The sequence below is a fragment of the Streptomyces avicenniae genome, from assembly GCF_000719135.1.
Classification (GTDB): Bacteria; Actinomycetota; Actinomycetes; order Streptomycetales; family Streptomycetaceae; genus Streptomyces; species Streptomyces avicenniae.
On sequence record NZ_JOEK01000001.1, the window covers coordinates 640,315 to 660,000 of the forward strand.

The following is a 19,686-nucleotide window of genomic DNA, read 5'->3' on the forward strand; positions in this document are numbered from 1 at the left end:
CCCGGGCGCATCCACCAGGAGCAGCACCGTCTCCGGCCGCCACCGTCCCCAACCAGGAGCTACACACCGGAGGAGAACGTGCGGAACCCGGCCGCAGCCAGGGCCGAGGTCCGAGCGAGAAGCGTGCCCGGCTCCAGCGCGCAGGTTCGTGAGTCCCCGGCCGCGTGGACTGTGCGACATCCGCAACCACCCCACTCGGTCAGGGGCATTCCCCTGGATATCTGCACGGCCGCGCCCCGAGCAGTTCTACGCTGGATCACCTGCACCGACCGACACGAAGGACAACGATGGACACCCCAGGCCAGCCCCAGCTCACCGGCCCGCAGACGCTCATGCTCGTCACCTGTATGGTGCTCGGCGTCGCAGCATTCTCAGCCGCGCTGTGGGGAAACCCTGAGCAGAGCAAGCGCGGCTTTCGGCTGCTGAACTGGCTGCAGACCGGTAGCGAGACCGAGCTGGCGCCCGCAGAGTCGGACCTGTAACGCCGCACAGACCCCCTGTGTCATGCAGGCCGCCCGCGGGCGGCCGGTCTTCGTCCCAACGCTCCCCGCCCGCCTGCGCCCGCTGTGAGGACCGCAGTGCCCGATGACATGCTTACCGACCTCCCCCACGACCTGACCGGCGATCAACTGCTGCTACTGCGGACGATCGCCGGTCCGTTCCTCGAACGGGGGATCTGGCCCACCTGGGACTACGTCCAACGGTTCCTGGACGGCCGCGATGCGGATGCGGAGACGACGCTGCGGGCGCTGCCCAAGGTCGGGGCGAACAACCGTACCTACGGGTTCGTCCAGCCCTTCTCGCTGGGGTTGAGCGGCTTGGACCGGATACGCCTGACGATTGCCGCGTCGCGCGTGCTGCCGGAGTTCGCCATGGTCGTTGGCGAGCCATTCGTGGCCGCGATGCCCCACCTGATCAACGCGTACCTATCCGCCCGACCCGACCCGGACGGGGCAGCAAAGCCGACCATGACGTCGGAGGAACTTCTGCGTGCCGTCCCCCGGATGAAGGGCGCCCTACTGGATGAGTTCGTCAAGTTTGCGCACAGCGAGCCGGGCCTGAACATCGACGGCAGCAGCACTGCCGCGGATGGAACGACTTGGTCGTTCGGGCTGACGCGGACCGTTCTGCGGTTCCGTGGCGTGGGGACCGTGGAGGAGTACGTCACGAAGCAGTGCGCCTTCGCAGCGGAATGGGCCGCCGAAACCCTCCCGGCGGCGCCGTTCCCCCGCCGTGACACCGAGCTGGCGGTTGAGCCGTACATCGAGCCTGGGTTGCTGGAGGATCTGGAGGAGGCGGGCGCTGGGACACAGTGGAACCTGGACAAGTTGATGGGCCTGACGCGTGAGCTGAACGCCGCGGTGGCCGCGCGCCACCCCTACACGTGCCAGGCCCTGATCCGGGCGATCCTGGACAACGTCCCGCCGGCGTTCGGACAGAAGACGTTCGGTGGTGTGGTCAGCAGCCACTCCTGGAGCACGGACGCCGACAAGTCGAGAGCCAAGCTCCTGGCGGAGAACCGATTCACCGCCAACGACGCGATGCACCGGCAGATGAACAACGACCGAAGCCTGATCGGCATGGGCGACGTGCCACCGCGGGCACAATTGCAAGCCGTGCTCCGCGAACTGCTGCTTGTGCTGCGCTTGACGACCACCCCGCGCCCCGGGGCTGCCACGAAGTAACCGGCGCGGGAGGCCACCCACCCGCCATTCGTCCGTCGCCTGACCACTCCGGCGAGCTACAGGCCTAGGCCTGATCCGTATCACGGATGAGGCCCCTTCCGTGTCTCGGGTTCGTTCGGAAGACGATCTCGGTGGGCGGAGGAGCCCTCACGGCTGTCGTGGGCCGTCGTCGCCTTCCTGCTGCCGGGGCACGCTGCCGAGCCAGAGTGTGTCGCGGGCTCGGGTCATGGCCACGAAGAGCTGGCTGCGGGAGAGTTCGTCGCGCTCGCGTTCCGTTTCGGACGCCTCGGTGACGGGCGGCCGGGGTCCGTTCGCCAAGGCGGCGTCGTGCTCGGGGAGGTAGACGTGCTTGAACTCCAGCCCCTTGGCCCGGCGGTAACTCCCCAGCTTGACCGCTTCGACCGGATGGCCGTCGTAGCGCTCCAACAGGCACACGGGCACGCCCGCCCGTTGCAGGAGCCGTTGGTAGTGGCCGATGGCGCGCATGGACGGGCACAGCACCGCGGCGTCCGCACGGGCAGGGGGCGGCAGCGCGGCCAGGGCGTTCAGCAGCGCCTGGTCGTGCTCGGCCCGAGTCGGCTTCGAGACGCGGATCACCTGGCCGTCGTGGTAGGTGAGATCGACGTCCCGGCGTCCCGGCGTGCGCAGTCCGTCGATGTCCTCGAAGGAGTCGTCGGCGACGACCGCGAGCGCCGTCTCGAGCACTTCCCTGCTGTTGCGGTAGTTGGTCCGCAGGACCTGCCCCCGATCGCCGCGGATGTCGATACCGGCGTCGGAGAGGCGGAACCCGCCGGGATAGACGGCTTGTTGGCCGTCGCCGACGAGCAGCAGTCCGTTGGGGGTGTCACCGACGAGAGCGTGCAGGAGCTGGACACCCACCAGGGTCAGGTCCTGCACTTCGTCCACGATCACCGCGGCGTAGGGGCGGCGTTCCTCATGACGGCGCGCCTCCCCGAGGGCGAGGGTGAGGACGTCGTTGAAGTCGTGCACGCCGCGCTGGACGCGGAGGGACTCGTACGCCTCGAACAGCGCCCAGACGGCGAGGCGATGAGGCCGCCGCAAGCTCGCGCGACGGCGTCGGCGGGGGACCGTGGCGTACTCGTCGAAGGAGGTGATGCCGCGCCCCTTGATGACATGGTCGATCTCCTCCTTCCAGTACCCGGGAGCCGCGTCGATCTCGGCCAGGGAACTGTCGCGGCCGACGTGCTTCCACGCGAGGCTGAACGCGGTCTGGGCCTTGTCGCCGTGCAACCGGACCGGGATGCCGCGGTCGTGCAGGAACTCCTGGGCCCAGGAGTGCAGGCTGCGGAAGTCGATACGGTCGGCCACGGCGGGGGACATGGCTCTGAGGAACGTCGCCTGCACCCGGGGCAGGTTGTTGGCGAACGTGACGTAGAGGACCCTGCCCGTGGTGCGCTGGGCGATGTGGACCGCACGGTGCAGGCCGACGACGGTCTTGCCGGTGCCCGCCGGGCCGCCGATCCGGGCGGGGCCCGCCCAGTTGCGGCGCACCAGGGCGACCTGGTCGGGGTGGAGGAAGGTCATCCACTGCTCGATCGGTGCGCGCATCGCGTCGGCGAGAGCCGCTTCGCGGAGCCCCGCGAGGTCGAACAGGCCGTCCGCCGCCCGGTCGTCGGACGGTGTCGCCCGAGCGGGCGGTGGGGCCTGCGTGATCGACGACCCCGCGTACTCCGGGAAGACGCGCTCCAGGTGGTCGGCGATGGCGCGGACGGACTCGGCACGCAGCCGATGGCACTCCGAGAGCAGGGCCGGCCCGACCTCGTGCTCGCCGAGCAGCCGTATCCGCCCCAACTCCCCGTTGACGCGGTGCCCCGCGAAGACCATGAGCGGCTGGACCGCGACCGGCGACATCCCCAGCGACGCCACCGCCGACTCGGCGAGCCGCGTGACGGCGAGGAGCTTGGCCGCGTGCGCGTCACGGTTCTCGCCGTCGGCCATGAGCTTCCCGCCCACGGCCTCCGGGACGGACCGCCAGTTCTTGACGTCCAGGACGAACACCCCACCGGGGCCGACCAGCAGCATGTCCACGTTGGCCGCCCGTGTCCCCGGCCACCTGCGGTCCACCAGGAGCCGCCACCCACGACTGGTCAGTACCAACAGCTGCGCCGCGACGCGGCGTTCGCCCTCGCTGGCAGCCTCCCAGCGGTATGCCTCCTGCCGGGCGCTCTGCCACTGCTCCCGTAGCAGCCGCTCCTGCCGCCGTGCCTCCTGCGCCCGCCGCGACGCTGATCCGCCAGCCGTCATACCCTGCCCTCCCGTACGCAGGGTAGCGATCATAAGGCGATCGGCGACGGCGGTCACCCGGCGAGAGGCTCCAGGATCACCACGGGGATCTCGCGCGTGGTCTTCTTCTGGTAGCTCTTGTACTGGGGGAAGATCTCGGTCATCCGCCTCCACAGCTCCGGCTTCTCCTCGGCCGTCGCCGTGCGCGCCCGCACGTCCACGTGCTCCTCGCCGACCTGTACGTGGGCCTCCGGCGTGGCGGCCAGGTTGAGGTACCAGAGCGGGTGCACGGGTTCGCCGCCGTTGGAGCCGACCACGATCAGGTTCACGCCGACGCGGCCGTAGATGAGGGCGGTGCGGCGCAGGAGGCCCGACTTCCGGCCGCGGGTGGTCAGGAGCAGGGTGTCGAGGCCGTGCCAGGTGTGCCCTTCCTTGCCGCCGCTGCGCTCGTAGCGGCGGATGTGCGCCGCGACCCACCCCGTGGGGCTGTCCGTGGGCGTCTCGTCCTGCATGATTCCTCCGAGCTAATCAAACTTGTCTAGCCGGAGCACCCTAGCCCACACCCCCGCCGCGCCGCACGTCAGCCCGCGTCCGCCGTCGCCTCGGCGAGCGGGGAGTCGTCCGTGGTGTAGGCCGTGGCCGTGAGGGTGCCGACGGTCAGGGGCGGGACGTCCGTCACGTAGAACGCGCCCCACGTCCCCCCGTCCGGCAGGCGCAGCAGGTCCGCCTCGTACGTCCGCCCCCCCGCCGTCACCGTCACGCGGGACGGCGGGGCCGCCGCGCTCCACGTGCCCGTGACGGCGGCGATCCCCGCCTTCGTGCGGTACACGCTCAGCGTCACCGAGTCCGGCGCGAGCGCCGTCCCCGGGATGTAGTCCGCCGCCGTCATCCGCGACGCGAACGTCCCGGGCGACGCGACGACGTACCGCGGCCCGTCCCCGTCCCGCAGCGCCATCACGAGGTTCTCCCCGATCGGCGTCGGCACGTCGGGCCGCACCACCCGGGGCCCCTCCGCCGCCGCGGGCGCCGGGACGGCGGGCGCGTCGCGCTGCACCGCGACCGTCACCCCCAGCGGCACGACGAGCGCCGCCAGCGCCGCCGCCCCCACCGCGAGCCGCCGCCGCCCCCGCGCCCGCGCCTGCCGCCCCCGCCGCACCAGCGCGTCCACCGGCGCCGGACCGGCGCCCCCGACACCCTCCGCCGCCGCCCGGCGCAACTCACGCCCGACGAGGCGCAGTTCCGCGTGCTCGTCCCCCACGGGGCACCGTCTCCTTCCTGTCAACCGCCGCGACACCCGCGAGCAGTTCCCGCAGCGCCCCGTCCTCCCGCAACCGCGCGATCCCCCGCGCCGTCTGGCTGCGCACCGTCCCGAGCCGCGCGCCGAGCAGCGCCGCGACCTCGCTCTCGCTGCGGTCCTCGGCGTAGCGCAGCACGACGGCCGCGCGCTGCCGGGCCGGAAGCCGCAGCAGCGCGCGTACCAGTGCGTCCCGGACGGCGATCTGCTCCGCCCCGTCACCGCCGGTCCGCTCGGGGAAACGGGTCGTCAGCCACTCGGGCACGCCCGCCCGCCGGACGCGGTCACGGTGCAGGTTGATCATGATCCGCCACACGTACGCGTCGGAGTCGTCCGCGCGCCGCACCCGTTCCCACTTCACGTACGCCCGCGCCAGCGCCGCCTGGACCAGGTCCTCGGCGTCGTGGTGGTGGCCGGTGAGCAGGAACGCCGTGCGCAGCAGCCGGTGCCAGCGACCGGCCGCGTACGCACGGAACGCCTGCTCCGCATCCGTCGTCACGGGAAGGGCGTGACCTCGACCTCGTCGAAGACCTCGCCGTCCGCGTCGTAGGCGACGACGGTGTACGCCGTCGGCAGCCCCGAGTGCCCGCCTTCCGTGTCGGCGTCGAAGTAGTACGTCCCCCAGCCCGGGGCGCCCGGCAGGTGGACGATCTGGGCGGCGAAGCCCCAGTCCGCACCCTCGGGGACGATGATGATCGCGTCCGGTATCTCCGCCAGCCGCCACGCGCCGGTGACGAGTTGGGTCTCGCCGTCCTCCACGGACGTCCCGACGCTGATGCTGTCCGGCAGCAGGCTGTCGCCCGTCAGGTCACGCGCGGTCTCGATCGCCTCGTCGAAGTACGCCGGGTCGGAGACGACGTAGTTCTGCGCGCCCTCCGTCAGCAGCCCCATCACCGTCCCGTCGTCGATGGGCACGGCCGTGTAGGGCTGGACCTCCAGGGGTTCGAGGTCGCCGGCGACGGCGCTCCCTGTGGTGGTCAGCAGGAAGGCGGCGGTGGCGCTGGCGCCCACCAGCAGGGCCCGGTGCAGCGTACGGGTGGCGGTCACGGGGGGACTCCTCGGGTTGTCGGCCGGACGATGACACGACTCAGACGCGGGGCGCCCCCCGTTTCTATCCCTCTGTCGGCGGCCCGGCCCGGCGCGTAGCATCCGCCGCATGGGACGAAGCAGGTGGTTCCCGGCGGACTGGCCCCGGCGCGTCGGGGCGCTGGCGCGCGGCGAGCTGACTCCGGTGACGCCCCGGCCGTCCGCCACCGTCCTGCTGCTGCGGGACGGCGCCGCCGGGATCGAGGTCTTCCTGCTGCGCCGCCGCCCGTCGATGGCGTTCGCGGCGGGCATGTACGCGTACCCGGGCGGCGCGGTCGAGCCGGGTGACGCGTCGCCCGCCCACACGGCGGTCCGCGAGACGTACGAGGAGACCGGCGTGCTGCTCGCGGGCCCGGCCGACGGACCGGTGCCCGAGAGGCCGGGTGACGCGCCGTTCGCCGCCCTCCTCGCACGCCGCGGCCTCGTCCCGCGCACGGACCTGCTGGCGCCGTGGGCCCGCTGGATCACCCCCGAGTTTGAGCCGCGCCGCTACGACACCTGGTTCTGGCTCGCCGTGCTCCCCGAGGGACAGCGCTGCCGGAACGCCTCCACGGAGGCCGACCGCACCGCCTGGCTCCGCCCCGCCGACGCGCTCGCCCACTACGCGCGGGGCACGTACGCCATGCTGCCGCCGACCGTCGCGACGCTGCGCCGCCTCGTCCCGTACGCGGACGCCGCCGCGCGGGCCGTGGACGTACGGGACGCCGCCGCCGCCTCGCCCCCGCCCGAGCCGGTCCTGGCGCGGGTCGGGACGGACGGGGACGCGCTGGTCGTGCGCTGGCCGGGGCACGCGGAGTTCGACATCCGGCTGCCGAACAGCCCGCCGACGGACAGTCCGACGACGAGGGAGTGATCCGATGACCGACGCCGTCATCCCGCCGGGCCGTCCGGCGGCGCGCGTGACCCCGGGCCCCGAAGGCGAGCGCGCCCACCTCGTCCTGGCGCCCAACCCGTCCGCGATGACCCTGGACGGCACCAACACCTGGGTGCTCGCCGAGCCCGGCGCGCGCCGCGCCGTCGTCGTGGACCCCGGGCCGCTGGACGAGGGGCATCTGCGGCGGGTGGCCGACGTGGTGGAACGGGCCGGGCGGCGCGTCGCGTACACGCTGCTGACCCACGGGCACGCGGACCACGCCGCGGGCGCCGCGCGCTTCGCCGAGCTGACCGGCAGCCCGGTCCTCGCCCTCGACCCGGCGCTGCGCCTGGGGGACGAGGGGCTGGCGGCGGGGCAGTCGCTGACGGTGGACGGGCTCGACCTGGTGGTCGTGCCCACGCCCGGCCACACGTCGGACTCGCTGTCGTTCCTGCTCCCCGCCGAGGCGGCCGTGCTCACCGGGGACACGGTCCTGGGGCGCGGCACCACCGTCGTGTCCCATCCGGACGGGAGGCTGGGCGACTACCTGGACTCGCTGCGCCGCCTGCGCGCCCTGACCGTGGACGACGGCGTACGGACCGTCCTGCCGGGCCACGGCCCGGTGGTGCGCGACGCGCAGGGGGTCATCGACTACTACCTCGTCCACCGCGCGACGCGGCTGGCGCAGGTCGAGACGGCGGTGGAGGACGGCCTGCGTACCCCGGCCCAGGTCGTGGCACGGGTGTACGCGGACGTCGATCCCGCCGTCCTCCCGGCGGCCGAGCTGTCCGTACGGGCCCAGCTCGACTACCTGCGCGAGCGCGGCCTGATCTGAGCCGCGCCCCGCCGCTCAGCGGGACCGGCGCGCCAGCCGTTCGATGTCGAGCAGGATCACGGCGCGGGCCTCCAGGCGCAGCCAGCCGCGGGCGGCGAAGTCGGCGAGCGCCTTGTTCACCGTCTCGCGGGAGGCGCCGACCAGCTGGGCCAGCTCCTCCTGCGTGAGGTCGTGCACGACGTGGATGCCCTCGTCGGACTGCACGCCGAAGCGGCGCGACAGGTCGAGCAGCGCGCGGGCGACGCGGCCGGGCACGTCGGAGAAGACGAGGTCGGACATCTGGTCGTTGGTCCGCCGCAGACGGCGCGCGACGGCGCGCAGCAGGGCGGCGGCGACCTCGGGGCGCTGGCTGAGCCACGGCTGGAGGTCGCTGTGCCCGAGACCGAGCAGCCGCACCTCGGTGACCGCGGTGGCGGTCGCGGTGCGCGGGCCCGGGTCGAAGAGGGACAGCTCGCCGATCAGCTCGCCAGGACCGAGGACGGCCAGCATGTTCTCGCGGCCGTCCGGCGAGGTCCTGTGCAGCTTGACCTTCCCGTCGGTCACGACATACAGGCGGTCGCCCGGGTCGCCCTCGTGGAAGAGGGTGTCGCCGCGGGCCAGGGTGACCTCGGTCATGGAAGCGCGCAGCTCAGCGGCCTGCTCGTCGTCGAGCGCCGCGAACAGCGGGGCGCGCCGCAGAACGTCGTCCACGAGTTCCTCTCCTTGTCGGCCGGGTGACGTCCTCATCATGCCGGACGCCTCGGCAGTGCTATCAGTCACAAGTTTGACGCACCACGGCCGGTCCTCCTACGCCAGGGGCCCGTTCGGGCAGCGATTCGGCCGGGAGCCGGGCGAATGTCCCCTCGCCCGTTTACGCTGGCCGGGTGGCCAACGGGGCGTGTGGCCCTGTGTGGTGGCAGTTGCAGGTGCGACCTGAGAAGGAGAGACCGACCGGGTGAACCCACGCCAGGATTCCGCTGTCAGCGAACAGGGTGCGCGCGGCACCGCGGGAGGGCCGGAGAGTCGGCTCGCGATGGTCCGCCGCGCCCGCAAGATCAACCGGGTCCTCGCCGAGACCTACCCGTACGCGCACCCGGAGCTCGACTTCGAGAACCCGTTCGAGCTGCTCGTCGCGACGGTCCTGTCCGCCCAGACCACCGACCTGCGGGTCAACCAGACGACGCCCCGCCTCTTCGCCGCCTACCCCACCCCCGACGACCTCGCGGTGGCCGACCCGGCGAAGCTGGAGGAGCTGATCCGCCCGACCGGTTTCTTCCGGAGCAAGGCGAAGGCGCTCCTCGGCATCGCCACCGCGCTGCGCGACCGCTTCGACGGCGAGGTGCCCGACGACCTCGACGCCCTGGTCTCCCTGCCGGGCGTCGGCCGCAAGACGGCGCACGTCGTCCTCGGCAACGCGTTCGGCCACCCGGGGATCACCGTGGACACCCACTTCCAGCGGCTGGTGCGCCGCTGGAACTGGACCGAGGAGACCGATCCGGTCAAGATCGAGCACGCCGTGGCCACGATCTTCCCGAAGAAGGACTGGACGATGCTCTCGCACCGGGTCATCTTCCACGGCCGCCGCATCTGCCACAGCCGCAGGCCCGCGTGCGGCGCCTGCCCCGTCGCCCCGCTGTGCCCCTCCTTCGGCGAGGGCGAGACCGACCCGGAGAAGGCGCAGAAGCTCCTCAAGTACGAGAAGGGCGGCAAGCCGGGGCAGCGCCTCAGGCCGCCGCCCGACTACCCGGGCAAGCCCGCCGAGCCCGCGCCCTGAAGTCCGCCCCCGCACCGTCGCCGAGGAGCCCATGACCAGCGCGCACAGGACAGACGTCCGCCGAGCGGACCGTGACGCGCTGCCGCCGTGGCTGCGCCCCCTCGCGGACGCGGCGCTCACCATCCAGCCCCGCCAGCTCAGCCGCTGGCTGCCGCCCCCGGACGGCGGGCGGCTGTCGGCGGTGCTCGTGCTCTTCGGCGAGGGCGCCGACGGCCCGGAACTGCTCCTCCTCGAACGGGCGACGAGCCTGCGCGCCCACGCGGGCCAGCCCTCGTTCCCCGGCGGCAGCCTCGACCCGGAGGACGGCGACCCGCTGGGCGAGGGCCCCCTGCGCGCCGCGCTGCGCGAGGCCCACGAGGAGACCGGCCTTGACCCGTCGGGCGTGCGCGTCTTCGCCACCCTGCCGAAGCTGTACATCCCGGTCAGCGACTTCGTGGTCACGCCCGTCCTGGCCTGGTGGCGCGATCCCTCGCCGGTCGCGGCGATGGACCAGGACGAGACCGCGCGCGTGTTCACCGTCCCCGTCAGCCTGCTGGCCGACCGGCGCCACCGCGGCACCGCCGTGCACCCCAGCGGCTACCGCGGGCCGTGCTTCGAGGTCGCGGGCACCCTCGTCTGGGGGTTCACCGCCGGGGTGATCGACCGCATCCTCCACCACGCGGGCTGGGAGCTGCCCTGGGACCGCGACCGCGAGCTGTCACTCGACCACGGGGCGTGAGACCGTTGCGGGCATGAACGTGCTCGACGTCCTGCTCCTGCTCGCCGCCGTGTGGTTCGCGGCGATCGGCTACCGGCAGGGCTTCGTCGTCGGTGTGCTCTCGGTCAGCGGCTTCATCGGCGGCGGCCTGCTCGCCGTCTCCACGCTGCCGGTCGTCTGGCGCGAGGTGAGCGACGGCGCGGAGCCGGGCGGCGCGGGCGTGGTCGCCGCCGTGCTGGCCGTCATCGTCTGCGCCTCCGTCGGCCAGGCGCTGACCACCCACTGGGGCAACCGGCTGCGCCGCCACATCACCTGGACGCCCGCCCGCGCCCTCGACGCCACGGGCGGCGCGCTGGTGAACGTCCTCGCGATGCTGCTCGTCGCCTGGCTGCTGGGCTCCGCGCTCGCGATGACGACCCTCCCGACCGTGGGCCGGGAGGTGCGGTCCTCCCGCGTGCTGCTCGGCGTCTCCCGGGTGGTGCCCGAGCGGGCCAACAGCTGGTTCACCGACTTCAGCTCGGTCCTCGCGCAGCACGGCTTCCCGCAGGTCTTCGCCCCGTTCGGCGGCGAGACGATCACCCATGTCCCGCCGCCCGACCCGGAGCTGGCCCGCGACCCGATGGTCGAGGAGGCGCGCGGGTCGGTCGTGAAGGTCGTCGGCACGGCCGTCAGCTGCGGCAAGGTCCTGGAGGGCAGCGGCTTCGTCTTCTCCCACGAACGGGTGATGACCAACGCCCATGTCGTCGGCGGGGTGGACGAGCCCACGGTGCAGATCGGCGGCGAGGGACGGCTCTACACGGCGAGCGTCGTCCTGTACGACTGGGAGCGCGACATCGCCGTCCTCGACGTGCCGGACCTCGACGCGCCCGCGCTGGAGTTCAGCGAGGGCGACGCCGTCTCGGGGGACGGCGCGGTGATCGTCGGCTTCCCGGAGAGCGGCCCGTTCGACGCGCGGGCGGCCCGGGTGCGGGAACGGTTCCCCGCCACCGGGCCCGACATCTACCGGCGCGGCACGGTCAGCCGTGACGTGTACTCGCTGTACACGACGGTCCGGCCCGGCAACTCCGGCGGCCCGCTGCTCACCCCGGACGGGCAGGTGTTCGGCGTCGTCTTCGCGAAGTCGCTCGACGACGCCCGCACGGGGTACGCGCTCACCAACGACGAGGTACGGGAGATGGTCACACGGGGCCGCGCCGCCGACGAGCCGGTGGGCAGCGGGGCCTGCGCCATGTGAGGGCGCGGGGTCTTCGATGCGTCATCGCGATGTCCTTGTGCGCGCGACGGGTGTGCTTCGGGTCCGCGTCAGCCGCGGGGGTGCCGCAGACGCACGCCGACCCAGCGTGCGCGGCGGCGCAGAAGATCCGGAAATCCGATAGGTGAGTCGTGCAGGACGGCGCCCTCGAAGCGCCGCGCGCCGTTCTGCGCGGGGGCGGCGGCTCCAGCGCCGCTGCGATCACGTGCCACGTCACGGTAGTCGTGCGTCCAGCCCATACTCACCTCCCTGCCCTGCCTCCAAGGTCAGTAACCTTCCGGAAGCGAAGTCACGCGTCCTATGCGTCCGGCACATGCGCGGGGGCGCGGAAGACGGCGTTCGCGCCGGTCGGCGGCCTCTTGCGCACCGGGCACAGCAGTGCACCGCGGCCCCGTCGGCACCGCGCGGGAGACGTCGCCGCCACCCGGCGTCAGCGCGTACGGACGTCCGCGGACGGCGGGCTCAGCGGTCCGGCTCGGGGTCGCGCAGCCAGTCGATCAGCTCGGTGCTGAACGCGGCCGGGTCCTCCTCGTGCGGGAAGTGCCCGAGCCCGTCGAACAGGCGCCACCGGTACGGCGCCTCCACGTACTCGCCCGACCCCGCCGAACTGCGCGTGCGCAGCACGGGGTCGAGCGAGCCGTGCAGATGCAGCGTCGGCACCAGCACGGGCCGCTTCATCCGCCGGTTGAACTGGATGCCGTCCGGCCGGGCCATCGACCTGACCATCCAACGGTAGGGCTCGATCGCGCAGTGCGCCGTGGACGGGATGGACATCGCCCGCCGGTACACCTCCACGTCGGCCGCCTCCGGGTGCCGCGGCCCCGACCAGTCCTCGATCAACCGGCCCACGCCCGCCGCGTCGTCCGCGACCAGCCGCCGCTCCGGCAGCCAGGGCCGCTGGAAACCCCAGATGTACGCGCTCGCCGCCGTCTGCTTCGGGTCGCGCAGCAACGACGCGCGCCAGCTGCGTGGATGCGGCATCGAGGAGACGGCCAGCCGCCGTACCAGTTTCGGCCGCATCACCGCGGCGACCCAGGCCAGGTACCCGCCGAGATCGTGCCCGACCAGGGCGGCGTCCGGCTCGCCGAGGGACCGGATCACGCCCGTCACGTCCAGCGCCAGATTGGCCGGATCGTAACCACGCGGCGTCCGGTCGCTGCCGCCGACGCCCCGCAGGTCCATCGCCACCGCACGGTAGCCCGCCTCGGCGAGCACCGGCAGCTGATGCCGCCACGTCCACCAGAACTGCGGGAAGCCGTGCAGCAGCAGGACGAGCGGGCCGTCACCCATCTCGGCGATGTGGAAACGCGCCCCGTTCGCCGCGACGTCGCGGTGCGTCCACGGCCCGTCGCGCAGGACGACGGCGGAGCGCGTCCCGGCCTGGTCGGCTGAGGTCATGTGGCGGAGCCTGCCTTGTCCGCGGGGACACCACGCGGATGGGGCTTGACGGCCGACAGTACGGCGGCTGACTCCTTGGCCGACCTGATCGACCGCTCGGGTGGCGAGAGGCGGCCGAACTTGGCCTTGGCGAAGCCGAACAGCAGCCCCCCGAGCAGCAGGTAGAGACCGCCCACGATCACGCACGCGAGCGCGAGCGGCAGGTCCCACCAGTTCCGCAGCCAGAAGGCCAGACCGAAGCTGAACAGCGGCATCGCCAGCAGCAGCAGCGCCGCCCCGATCAGCACCGCGACGCTCCCGAGCGCCGCCCTCCGTACGTCCTGCCGCAGCTCCGCCTTGGCGAGCGCGATCTCGTCGTGCACCAGCCCTGACAGCTCGCCGATGGCCGAATTGACCAGTTCGCCGAGGCTGCGCCCCTCGTCGGCTGCGCTCATCGCAATCTCCCTCTTTCCTCTCCCGGAGGCGGTCGTGGTCGCGTTGCCGGTGCAGTCCGACAGTAATGGTGTGCTGGGGGTGCGTCAGTTGGTGACACATCGCGGTCGCCCTGGGGAGTGATCCGAATGTTATAGGGGCGCCCGATGACATACCGGACGCCCCTGTGCACCGCCTGACCCGCCTGACCCGCCGTACGGTCAGTCCTCGCTCTTCGCCCCCGGCAGCTGGGACTGGATGAGGTCCATCACCGACGAGTCGGTCAGCGTCGTCACGTCGCCCAGCTCACGGTTCTCCGCGACGTCGCGCAGCAGCCGGCGCATGATCTTGCCCGAACGGGTCTTCGGCAGCTCCTCCACCGGCAGGATGCGCTTGGGCTTCGCGATCGGGCCCAGCTCCTTCGCGACATGCGCCCGCAGCTCTTCGACGAGCGCCGCGTCGTCCTCGTCCGGCCGCGCCCCGCCCCGCAGGATGACGAACGCGCAGATCGCCTGCGTCGTCTGCGGGTCGGTCGCGCCCACCACGGCCGCCTCGGCGATCCGCGGGTGGGAGACGAGGGCGGACTCGACCTCGGTCGTCGAGATGTTGTGCCCGGACACGAGCATCACGTCGTCCACCCGGCCCAGCAGCCAGATGTCGCCGTCCGCGTCCTTCTTGGCGCCGTCGCCCGCGAAGTACTTCCCGGGGAAGCGCGACCAGTAGGTGTCGATGAACCGCTGGTCGTCGCCCCAGATCGTGCGCAGCATGGAGGGCCACGGCTCGGTGAGCACGAGGTAGCCGCCCGAGCCGTTGGCGACGGGGTTGCCGTCGTCGTCCACGACGGTCGCGCTGATGCCGGGCAGCGGCACCTGGGCCGAGCCGGGCTTGGCGACGGTGACGCCCGGCAGCGGGCTGACCATCATCGAGCCGGTCTCCGTCTGCCACCAGGTGTCCACGACCGGCGTACGGTCGCCGCCGATGTGCTTGCGGTACCAGACCCACGCCTCGGGGTTGATCGGTTCGCCGACCGAGCCCAGGACGCGCAGGCTGGACAGGTCGAAACCGGCCGGGATGTCGTCGCCCCACTTCATGCAGGTGCGGATCGCGGTGGGGGCCGTGTAGAGGAGGGTGACGCCGTACTTCTCGACGATCTCCCACCAGCGCCCGTTGTGCGGCGTGTTGGGGGTGCCCTCGTACAGGACCTCGGTCGCGCCGTTGGCCAGCGGGCCGTAGACGATGTACGAGTGGCCGGTGACCCAGCCGACGTCGGCCGTGCACCAGTAGACGTCCGAGCCCGGCTTCAGGTCGAACACCGCGTGGTGGGTGTACGCCGCCTGCGTGAGGTAGCCGCCCGAGGTGTGCAGGATGCCCTTGGGCTTCCCCGTGGTGCCCGACGTGTAGAGGATGAACAGCGGGTGCTCGGCGTCGAACGCCTCGGGCGTGTGCTCGGGGGACTGCCCGGCGACCAGCTCGTGCCACCAGTGGTCGCGGCCCTCGGTCCAGCCGATGTCCTGCCCGGTCCTGCGGACGACGAGGACGCTGCGCACGTTCGCCGCGCCGGGACGGGTCAGCGCCTCGTCCACCGTCGGCTTGAGCGCGGAGGGGGCGCCCCGCCGGTAGCCGCCGTCCGAGGTGATGACGACGCGCGCGTCGCCGTCCTCGATGCGGGTGGCCAGCGCGTCGGCGGAGAACGCGCCGAAGACGACCGAGTGCGGTGCGCCGATGCGTGCGCAGGCCAGCATCGCGATGACCGTCTCGGGGATCATCGGCATGTAGATGGCGACCCGGTCGCCGGTGGCCACGCCCAGTTCGAGCAGCGCGTTGGCGGCCCGGGACACCTCCTGCTGGAGCTCGGCGTACGTGATGGCGCGCGAGTCGCCGGGCTCGCCCTCGAAGTGGAGGGCGACCCGGTCCCCGTTGCCCGCCTCGACGTGCCGGTCCACGCAGTTGTACGCGACGTTCAGGCGGCCGTCGGCGAACCACTTCGCGAACGGCGGGTTCGACCAGTCGAGGGTCTCGGTCGGCTCGGTCGCCCAGCTGAGGCGGCGTGCCTGTTCTGCCCAGAACCCCAGCCGGTCCGCGGCGGCGGACTCGTAGGCGGCGGCGGTCACGTTCGCGTCCGCGGTCACCTCGGCGGGGGGCGGGAACCTACGGTCCTCGGTCATGAGATTGGCCAGGCTCTCGTTGCTCACGACATCTCCCTTGCGGCGTCAGCTGTGTCCCCACGCCACACCTCATCAGGAGACGCCGCCCTTTGACAAGGCCGACCGGGCGATTGGTCCAGACCTGTCGCCGATCGCCGTCCCCGCCGTGTCGGACGGCGGGGACGGGGCCGTCAGCCTGGGATTATCTGCGGGGCCGCCTCCGCCTCCGGACGGACCGCGACGAACACGGGCGCACCGGCGGGGGGTTCGGCCGTCCCGCCGCCCGACTCCAGGACGTACGCCTGGGCCTCGCCGACGTGGAAGTACATCCCGCGCAGGGCGAGCGTGCCGTCGGCGACGCGACGCGCGACACAGTCGTGCCTGGCCAGGTGCTCCAGCTGCTGCATCACGTTGGCCAGCGCGAGCGCCTCCTGCACGTCGGCGGTCGGCCGCTGGTCGAGCCGGGGGACGTCGGTGCCCGCCGCCACCCGGTCGAGGCTCGGGCGGCCGTGCCTCAGCCAGCGCTCCAGGGAGCTGGGGTGCTCCACGGGCCCCTTCTCCCGCGACCGGTGCAGCGCGTACATCGCCCCGCAGCCGGAGTGCCCGCACACGGTGATGGTGCGCACGCGCAGCACGTCCACCGCGTACTCGATGGCGGCGGCCACCGAGTGATCGGCCGACTCGGTGCCGGGCAGGGGCACCAGGTTGCCGACGTTGCGCACCGTGAAGAGGTCGCCGGGCCCGCTTGAGGTGATCATGCTCGTGACCAGACGCGAGTCGGCGCAGGCCAGGAACAGCTGGCTGGGCCGCTGCCCCTCGTCCGCCAGCCGGGCCAGCTCCCGGCGCATGAAGGGCGCCGTGGTGCGCTGGAAGTTCCGTACACCGCTCAGCAACTGGTCGTGCTCGGGACCGTCCGTGCCCTCGGGGACGGACGCGGCGGGCGGCCCCGCCGCCGTGCACGCGTGGTTGTGCCACGGCTGCCAGGGATGGCAGTCGTGCGCGCGCTCCCGTTTCCCTATGCGCTGCCCCGAGCGGCCGATGATCTCCCCCTCGCCGCCCTGCGCGACATGCGCGGTGCGCCAGTCGTGCAGCGCCTCGTACGCGGCGTGGTCCATGAACGTGCCGTCCAGCTCGACGATCGCCACCGCGCGTTCCGGGATCTGCCCCAGGACCCGGCTGAGCCGCGGCACCGCCAGGAACGTGAGCTGGCCCCGGACGCGGACCTGGTGCGTGCCGTCCGCCGACCGTTCGAGTTCGATGCGCGTGTGCGTGAGGCGGTGCAGCGCGACGCCCACGGCCACCGCGACACCGATCCCGACGCCCTCCAGGACGCCGAGCAGGGTGACGCCGACGCCTGTCGCCGCGTAGACGATGACCTCCCGGTGCCTGGCGACGCTGCGGATGTGACCGACGTTCACCATCCGGATCCCGACCACCATCACCAGCGCCGCGAGGGCCGCCAGGGGGATCAGCTCGATCACGCCGACCAGCAGTCCCGCGGCGAGCACCATCCAGCAACCGTGCAGGACGGTGGACGCGCGGCTCACGGCGCCCGCCGCCACGTTCGCCGAGCTGCGGACCGCGCCGCCCGCGACGGGCAGGCCGCCCAGCAGGCCGGAGACCACGTTCGCCATGCCCTGGCCGCGCAGCTCGCGGTCGAGGTCGGCGCGCGCGACCCGCGGGCCGCCGCTGCGCTGCCGCACGGCGGTGAGCTTGTCCATCGCCACGGCCGAGAGCAGCGACTCCACGCTGGCGACGAGCGTGACGGTCAGGACGGCGGCGAGCAGTCCGAGCACCGGCCCGTCCGGCAGCTCGGGGAGCGTGTGGCTGCTCCAGGACGGCAGGTCCGCCTGTTCGAGCCGGAGCCCGCCGACCCTGGCGAGCAGGGTGCCGAGGACGACGGCCGCCAGCGCGGCGGGCACCGCGCGGCGCAGCGTCCCGCCCAGGCGTCCCGGCATGCGGGGCCACAGCAGCAGCGCGCCGACGGTCACCGCGCCGACCATCAGGTCGGCGCCTCCCGGCGAGGCGAGCTGTGCAGGGAGCGCCTCCAGGTTGGCGACCGCGGAGCTCTCCGGGCTGCCGCCGAGGACGATGTGCAGCTGCGCCAGCGCGATGGTGACGCCGATACCGGCCAGCATCCCGTGGACGATCGCCGGGCTGACGGCGAGTGCCGAGCGGGCCGTGCGCAGGGCGGACAGCGCGAGTTGCGTGAGTCCGGCGAGGGCCGTGATGGCGCAGGTGGTGCGCCAGCCGTACTGCTGGATTAGTTCTGCGGTGATGACGGTCAGTCCGGCGGCCGGGCCGCTGACCTGCAGAGGGGAGCCGCCGAGGCTTCCGGCGACGAGGCCGCCGACCGCCGCCGCGACCAGACCGGCCTGGAGGGGCGCGCCGGTCGCCAGGGCGATGCCGAGGGCGAAGGGCAGGGCGATGAGAAACACCGAGACGGATGCGGACACATCGGCTCGGCGGGGGGCGCAGGCGGACATCTTTCCGTCTCCGTCCGGTGGGGGTTTGGCGGACTCGGGTGGGCTGTGGGGGAGTGAGGGGTCATGGGCAAAATTCATTACAGAGAGTAATGGTATGAGTGTGCTCAAGTGCCGGTAAATGAAGAGTAATGCCACGTAAAGGCTGTCTCTACTGCGAGGTCTCCATTCAGGTCTTAATTAACCTAAAAGAGTTAATTAATCAGTGAATGCGCTTGTCGTACAAACATCTCTTATGCCTCGCGAGGGAAGTTGGCGGTGCGGCGCACCCGGATCCGGGCGCCGTTTCGGCGGCGAGAGGACCTGGGATGGTCACACACAGGAGGCTGGTGGCTTCCGGCGCGGCGGTCGCCGCGCTGGCACTGGCGGCGGTCGGCTGCGGAGGCGGCCAGGACGGGAAGGACGCGGCGGACGCGGCCCGGCAGGGGCAGGACGCCCCCGGCGGGCAGGGGGCGGGGAAGAAGCCGGACACGGCGCGGGCCCAGGCCCGTCTCATCGGGGACGGCTCGACGGCGGACACCGGCCCTCAGCCCGGGGCGGCCGAGGCCGAGCCGCTCGCGCCTGGCGAGGAGCCGCCGCAGTTCGTCGTCTTCTCCTGGGACGGCGCGGGCGAGGACGGCAGCGGTCTCTTCGCGCGCTTCCGCGAACTGGGGGAGAAGTACGACGCCGACATGACGTTCTTCCTCTCCGGCGTCTATCTCCTGCCGGAGGGCGAACGGGCCAGGTACCAGCCGCCAGGCAGGTCCCCCGGGGCCTCGGACATCGGCTACCTGAACGACCAGCACGTCGCCGACACCGTCGAGCAGGTAGCCGCGGCCTGGCACGAGGGCAACGAGATCGGCACGCACTTCAACGGGCACTTCTGCGGCCCCGAGGGCGTCGCCTCGTGGAGCGCGGACGACTGGAGCAGCGAGATCGAGCAGGCCAAGTGGATGGTGCAGAACTGGCGGACCACCACCGGCCGTACCGACCTCGACCCGCTGCCCTTCGACTACACGGAGGAGCTGATCGGCGGCCGTGCCCCGTGCCTCGAAGGCCAGGAGAACCTGCTGACGGCCGCGGCCGACGCCGGGTTCCGCTACGACTCCAGCGGCAACGGCCTCCAGGTCTGGCCCGAGCGGCGCGAGGGCCTGTGGGACGTGCCGCTCCAGGCCGTGCCCGTGCCGGGGCGCAGCTTCGAGACCCTGGCGATGGACTACAACTTCATGTTCAACCAGTCGGGCGCCCAGAGCGGCGACCCGTCACGCCACGCCGCCTGGGGCGAGGAGATGCGCGGCGGCCTGATGGCGGCGTTCGACCGGGCCTACGAGGGCAACCGGGCGCCGCTGATCATCGGCAACCACTTCGAGAACTGGAACGGCGGCGTCTACATGGACGCGATCGAGAGCGTCATCAAGGACGTGTGTCCGCGCGAGGGCGTGCACTGCGTCTCGTTCCGCGGGCTCGTGGACTGGCTGGACGCCCAGGACCCGGCCGTGCTGGAGAAGCTGCGGACCCTGGGCGTCGGCGAGCGGCCGACCGGCGGCTGGCGGACGTTCCTCGCGGGCTGAC

18 protein-coding genes are annotated in these 19,686 nt (G+C 72.6%); 8 read left to right on the forward strand and 10 right to left on the reverse strand.

Going from position 1 to position 19,686, the window contains the following annotated elements; genetic code table 11:
• Window positions 1-287 precede the first annotated feature (287 nt).
• Window positions 288-482 (forward strand): hypothetical protein, encoded by a 195-nt coding sequence (locus IF27_RS03015; RefSeq protein WP_052847627.1) that lies wholly within the window; start codon window positions 288-290, stop codon window positions 480-482.
• Between the two features lie 96 nt (window positions 483-578).
• The gene (locus IF27_RS03020; RefSeq protein WP_052847628.1) at window positions 579-1,685 is read left to right on the forward strand and encodes a hypothetical protein; all 1,107 of its coding nucleotides are present in this window, start codon (window positions 579-581) and stop codon (window positions 1,683-1,685) included.
• A 147-nt stretch (window positions 1,686-1,832) separates the two neighbouring features.
• Here IF27_RS03020 and IF27_RS03025 read toward each other — a convergent pair whose 3' ends face one another.
• From IF27_RS03025 to IF27_RS03045, 5 genes are all read right to left on the reverse strand, one after another.
• Window positions 1,833-3,950: a nuclease-related domain-containing DEAD/DEAH box helicase gene (locus tag IF27_RS03025; protein WP_110945464.1), complete on the reverse strand. Its 2,118-nt coding sequence runs from the start codon at window positions 3,948-3,950 to the stop codon at window positions 1,833-1,835.
• Between the two features lie 53 nt (window positions 3,951-4,003).
• Window positions 4,004-4,441 (reverse strand): nitroreductase family deazaflavin-dependent oxidoreductase, encoded by a 438-nt coding sequence (locus IF27_RS03030; protein ID WP_052847629.1) that lies wholly within the window; start codon window positions 4,439-4,441, stop codon window positions 4,004-4,006.
• Between the two features lie 68 nt (window positions 4,442-4,509).
• The gene (locus IF27_RS03035; RefSeq protein WP_052847630.1) at window positions 4,510-5,187 is read right to left on the reverse strand and encodes a hypothetical protein; all 678 of its coding nucleotides are present in this window, start codon (window positions 5,185-5,187) and stop codon (window positions 4,510-4,512) included.
• On the reverse strand, window positions 5,147-5,722 hold the full coding sequence (locus IF27_RS03040; RefSeq protein WP_110945465.1) for a SigE family RNA polymerase sigma factor: 576 nt from the start codon (window positions 5,720-5,722) through the stop codon (window positions 5,147-5,149). The genes IF27_RS03035 and IF27_RS03040 overlap by 41 nt, the downstream gene beginning before the upstream one ends.
• A complete protein-coding gene (locus IF27_RS03045) occupies window positions 5,719-6,270 on the reverse strand; it encodes a hypothetical protein (protein WP_052847631.1) in 552 nt (183 codons plus the stop codon). Before IF27_RS03045 ends, IF27_RS03040 begins: the two co-directional genes overlap by 4 nt.
• A gap of 109 nt (window positions 6,271-6,379) precedes the next feature.
• On the opposite strand from IF27_RS03045, the gene IF27_RS03050 reads away from it, so the two are divergent.
• Window positions 6,380-7,162, forward strand: a complete 783-nt coding sequence (locus tag IF27_RS03050) for an NUDIX hydrolase (protein WP_052847632.1) — start codon at window positions 6,380-6,382, stop codon at window positions 7,160-7,162.
• A gap of 4 nt (window positions 7,163-7,166) precedes the next feature.
• The gene (locus IF27_RS03055; RefSeq protein WP_052847633.1) at window positions 7,167-7,997 is read left to right on the forward strand and encodes an MBL fold metallo-hydrolase; all 831 of its coding nucleotides are present in this window, start codon (window positions 7,167-7,169) and stop codon (window positions 7,995-7,997) included.
• Between the two features lie 15 nt (window positions 7,998-8,012).
• Here IF27_RS03055 and IF27_RS03060 read toward each other — a convergent pair whose 3' ends face one another.
• Window positions 8,013-8,687, reverse strand: a complete 675-nt coding sequence (locus IF27_RS03060) for a Crp/Fnr family transcriptional regulator (protein WP_052847634.1) — start codon at window positions 8,685-8,687, stop codon at window positions 8,013-8,015.
• Between the two features lie 244 nt (window positions 8,688-8,931).
• Here IF27_RS03060 and nth point away from each other — a divergent pair, with 244 nt between their 5' ends.
• From nth to IF27_RS03075, 3 genes are read left to right on the forward strand one after another with little or no spacing between them, the layout of a single operon-like run.
• Complete coding sequence (gene nth, locus IF27_RS03065) at window positions 8,932-9,750, forward strand: endonuclease III (RefSeq protein WP_052847635.1); 819 nt, start codon at window positions 8,932-8,934, stop codon at window positions 9,748-9,750.
• Between the two features lie 31 nt (window positions 9,751-9,781).
• Window positions 9,782-10,468, forward strand: a complete 687-nt coding sequence (locus tag IF27_RS03070) for an NUDIX hydrolase (RefSeq protein ID WP_052847636.1) — start codon at window positions 9,782-9,784, stop codon at window positions 10,466-10,468.
• A gap of 13 nt (window positions 10,469-10,481) precedes the next feature.
• Complete coding sequence (locus IF27_RS03075) at window positions 10,482-11,681, forward strand: MarP family serine protease (protein ID WP_052847637.1); 1,200 nt, start codon at window positions 10,482-10,484, stop codon at window positions 11,679-11,681.
• A 480-nt stretch (window positions 11,682-12,161) separates the two neighbouring features.
• Here IF27_RS03075 and IF27_RS03085 read toward each other — a convergent pair whose 3' ends face one another.
• The 4 genes from IF27_RS03085 to IF27_RS03100 form a co-directional block, all read right to left on the reverse strand.
• Complete coding sequence (locus IF27_RS03085) at window positions 12,162-13,097, reverse strand: alpha/beta fold hydrolase (RefSeq protein WP_052847639.1); 936 nt, start codon at window positions 13,095-13,097, stop codon at window positions 12,162-12,164.
• Window positions 13,094-13,531 carry a phage holin family protein gene (locus IF27_RS03090; protein ID WP_052847640.1) on the reverse strand — a complete coding sequence of 146 codons (438 nt, stop codon included), beginning with the start codon at window positions 13,529-13,531 and terminating at the stop codon, window positions 13,094-13,096. The genes IF27_RS03085 and IF27_RS03090 overlap by 4 nt, the downstream gene beginning before the upstream one ends.
• 198 nt (window positions 13,532-13,729) lie before the next feature.
• On the reverse strand, window positions 13,730-15,700 hold the full coding sequence (gene acs / locus IF27_RS03095) for an acetate--CoA ligase (RefSeq protein ID WP_052847641.1): 1,971 nt from the start codon (window positions 15,698-15,700) through the stop codon (window positions 13,730-13,732).
• 143 nt (window positions 15,701-15,843) lie between these two features.
• Window positions 15,844-18,216: a bifunctional SulP family inorganic anion transporter/carbonic anhydrase gene (locus IF27_RS03100; RefSeq protein ID WP_110945467.1), complete on the reverse strand. Its 2,373-nt coding sequence runs from the start codon at window positions 18,214-18,216 to the stop codon at window positions 15,844-15,846.
• 227 nt (window positions 18,217-18,443) lie between these two features.
• On the opposite strand from IF27_RS03100, the gene IF27_RS03105 reads away from it, so the two are divergent.
• A complete protein-coding gene (locus tag IF27_RS03105) occupies window positions 18,444-19,685 on the forward strand; it encodes a polysaccharide deacetylase family protein (protein ID WP_052847643.1) in 1,242 nt (413 codons plus the stop codon).
• The last annotated feature ends 1 nt before the right edge of the window (window position 19,686 follow it).